Genomic DNA, 3486 nt, shown 5'->3' with positions numbered 1-3486 from the left:
GATGAATCAGAACGAGACTCTCTCCTCAGCAGTAACGGCGAAAGAGGGATATCCTTTGAGGTGTAGACGGCGCTTACACAAGGACGAGGCCAACGAGGACCGACTGGTCAACGAGGGGCTGCAGGAGCTCATGGAAGAGTACCCCGAGTGATTGATACTGGGGCGAGCGCAAGGCCGCTCCAGGTTGCCGCAAGCGGAAAAGGCCCGCCACCATCCGTCCACTAGCGTACTAATCAGTGCTGATTAGTACAATAATTTTTTACACCAAAAGCGCCGCTTCATATTTACGGTTCCGCTCATTCCGCGCTATGCTTCGCAGAGCGGAGCATATGTCGATAATCGCAGTTTATTATGGGCCGCGCCCAAGGACGTGGAAGCGGCCCGACGTCAAGGAGAGCCGCCAGAATGTCTGACGAGAACGGGACAACTACGCACGAGCAGGAGCCGGTAACGGAGCTCGATCTCATCGAGCCGCCGAAGCTCGGCCAATTGATGCTGCCTTCAGAGCCGTTTGCCTGGATGGTTCGGCCGAAGCGGCCGGGCGGCCGGCCACGGAAGCACCCCGTCGACCCGAACCCGCCCCCGAAGCGCCCGCGCGGACGTCCTCGGAAGGTCGTCGACGCGAACGCGCCACAGGTGCAGCAGGTTCAGCAGATCCAGCAGATCCAGCATGAGAAGCCGGAACTTTCCACCCAGGCACCTGTCGAGGTGATTACGCCGCAGGAGCAGCGTAAGTGGCCGGCAAAGAGACCCGTCGATCTGAACCTGATCGCCACTAAGGCGGCGCGCCGGGAACTTGACAGGAAGGCCGCCGAGGCCGCCAACGATATTTTTGACCTCCTGCTGGAGGGTGCCAAGAAAGGCGATGGGGCGAGCCTGAAGATCCTTTGCGACCGCCTGTGGCCTGTCCGGAAGGGCTCGGTGATTACCTTCACGGTACCGCCGATCAATACCCCGCAGGAAGTCGATGCGGCCTATGCCCACTTCCTCGAGGAAGCGGCGAGGGGGGTCATGACGCTCGAGGAGGCATCTACAATTTGCGGTCTCTTGGAGAAGAAGGCGCGCGCCATCGAAAACACGATCCTCGCGCAGGAGATTGAGAACCTTCGGCAGAAGGTTGAAGCCCAAACGATGCGCGGCGAGTTGCTGATGTGACCGCGCATCCGCTCAGAAAAGAGGTCGCGCGGCTGAAGGCCCAGCTTGGTGCAAAGACCAAGCCGGCGGCCATCATCACCGACCGCGTCGCGTGGACCCAGCAGGCCGCACGCATGTCGCTCGATCCGTGGCAGCGAGACGTGCTGAAGAGCGAGGCAAGACGCGCTATTCTGAACTGCGCACGCCAGGTTGGGAAGACGCAGGTCGTGAGCCTTCTGGCGGCGGCAGTTGCCGCGCAGGGCGGCTTCGCGATCGTGGTGGCCCCATCACTGCGCCAGTCCGGAAACCTGTTCCGCCGCATGCGCGAGCACCTTGTGAGCGGAGGCATCACGCTCACCCGTGAAACAGCGACAGAAATTGCGACCGCCGGGGGCGGCGGCGCGATCTGCCTCCCCGGTGATCGTCCCAGCATGATCCGCGGCTTGTCGCTCCGGCACGCTGGCGGATCGGCACTTATCTGTGACGAGGCGGCTTTCGTGAAAAATGAATTGTGGGCGGCAGCATCGCCAATGCTCGCTGCAGCACCCGAGGCGCGGCTCTTATTGCTCAGCACCCCGTCAGGCCCACAGGGCGAATTTTACAGAATTTGGCAGGAAGAGACCGACTTCGAAAAGGTGACCATAAGCGCCAGCAGCTGCCCGCGCATTAGCGCGTCCTTCCTCGAGGAAGAGCGCCGCCGCCTCGGAGACGCCATCTTCAGCCAAGAGTTCGAGTGCGCCTTCATCACGACAGGGGCCAGTGTTTTCGACGCGTCGGCTTTGGCGGCGATGTTCGGCGAAACCGTCGACGTGGACCCTGACGTCGAAGTCGTCACGCCATCGATTCCACTCACGAGGAGGCTACCGGCATGGCTCGACTGAAGCGAGGGGTCATTCATAGTTTTGTCACGGGCTCGCGCGGTCGCCCGCAACTGGCCCTCGAGGCGAAGGCCTATTGGGCCGAGCCCGAAGGAAAGGACTGGCTCTCCACGCCCGTTGCATTGCTCCCGACGCGTGTTCTGCAGTTGCCTGGCCCGGTTATAATTGGGCTCGATGTCGTGGCGGGTCTCGCGATGCAGACGAAGGAGGACGACCTCTACCGCCTGCTGGTCGTTGAGAGCACGGCATCGCCGGGTGCGGCTGACGCGGCCAGATCGCGCCACGCGGATGCGTGGGATTACGTGCGTGACGCGCGGGTCGTCGCGGGCGCTTTGGTGGACACCTGGCAGGGCTCTGTTACCAAGATCGGGGCCGACAGGCTCGCAGGCTTATTTCATGAGGTCGTAGAGGTTCGAGGCCCTGCGTATCTCACCTCCGCTCGTGGGGTGCCCGTGGCGCTAGATAGCAGGCTGACCGCTGTTCAGTTCACTCGGTACGTTGAGGCGAAGGATACGCTGCCGATCGCGTCGCTGAAGAGCGCGCTTGCTAGTGCTACGGACATTCGGAACACGCCCCGGGCTGGCGAGGAGGTGCTCCTGGCGACGCCCGCCGAGGCCATAGGTGCGGCGTTGATGCTGGCGGTGTGGGCTCTGCACAACAACCCGCCCCCGGCGGAATTGAAGCCCGGGCAGTCCAGGACATTGTCCCGGGCGAGCGGGGTCGCGTGATGGCACTGTTCGTGGCGGGACTGGACATCGGGCGCCGTGCTGACTTCTCTGCGCTTGTGGTTGTGGATGCCGAGAGGCGCGCGATCACGGGTGCCTACCGGCTCCGGCAAGATTCCTACACCTCGCAGATCCGGAGCATCATGCCGATGATCCGCGCGGTCGAGATGATTGCCCTGGACCGCAGCGGCGTTGGCGACGGGGTCATTGAGCTGCTGCCGCGCGGCCTGCCGGTCATGCCGGTGGTGATAAGCGGCGGGTCGAATTTCACGATGAAGGCTGACGGCACCTGCGTGGCGGGCAAGGCGGGCCTGGTGCAGCTCCTGCGGGTCACCGGCTTGACCATGGCGCCAGGGACGCCTGGGCGGGGTGAGCTCATGCAGGAGATGGCGAGTTTCATCTTCAAGACGGATGGCCGCATGGAGGCCGCCGGCAAGTCACACGATGACCTCGTGCTCTCAGCCAGCCTCGCAGCACTGGCCGCCGCGCAAATCCTGAAACAAAGAGAACCCGCCAATTCCGGCGGCTAATGAGGAGAGAGACAATGAAAACGGCAGCGAAGAAGCCCGTGAAGAAGACTGCGAGGCGCTAAGTAGCGCTTTCACCGACTAATACCTAACAAGCAGGCCTTCAATGTACATGCCTCAGTTGAAAACCTCGAAAGAAAATCAATAAGTTAATGAGACTGATTATAGAATGGTCATTACATAACGACAACCGAGGGAAAGACGAGTGCTTGTATGGCATTC

At 61.9% G+C, this 3486-nt stretch carries 4 protein-coding genes; all 4 read left to right on the top strand.

Annotation, left to right across the window (positions count from 1 at the left end; translation table 11 throughout):
* Positions 1–405: 405 nt before the first annotated feature.
* The 4 genes from WCJ41_RS20735 to WCJ41_RS20720 are packed head-to-tail and all read left to right on the top strand — an operon-like array spanning position 406 to position 3267.
* A complete protein-coding gene (locus WCJ41_RS20735; RefSeq protein WP_336907737.1) occupies positions 406–1155 on the top strand; it encodes a hypothetical protein in 750 nt (249 codons plus the stop codon).
* A complete protein-coding gene (locus WCJ41_RS20730; protein ID WP_336907736.1) occupies positions 1152–2015 on the top strand; it encodes a terminase family protein in 864 nt (287 codons plus the stop codon). The genes WCJ41_RS20735 and WCJ41_RS20730 overlap by 4 nt, the downstream gene beginning before the upstream one ends.
* The gene (locus tag WCJ41_RS20725) at positions 2003–2740 is read left to right on the top strand and encodes a hypothetical protein (protein WP_336907735.1); all 738 of its coding nucleotides are present in this window, start codon (positions 2003–2005) and stop codon (positions 2738–2740) included. The genes WCJ41_RS20730 and WCJ41_RS20725 overlap by 13 nt, the downstream gene beginning before the upstream one ends.
* Entirely contained in the window at positions 2740–3267 is a 528-nt protein-coding gene (locus tag WCJ41_RS20720; protein WP_336907734.1) for a hypothetical protein, read from the top strand. Before WCJ41_RS20725 ends, WCJ41_RS20720 begins: the two co-directional genes overlap by 1 nt.
* The last annotated feature ends 219 nt before the right edge of the window (positions 3268–3486 follow it).

Origin of the sequence: Aestuariivirga sp. (assembly GCF_037139295.1) — a bacterium.
Classification (GTDB): Bacteria; Pseudomonadota; Alphaproteobacteria; order Rhizobiales; family Aestuariivirgaceae; genus Aestuariivirga.
The sequence above is the reverse complement of the archived record's forward strand: the minus strand, read 5'-3'. Positions and strand labels throughout refer to the sequence as shown.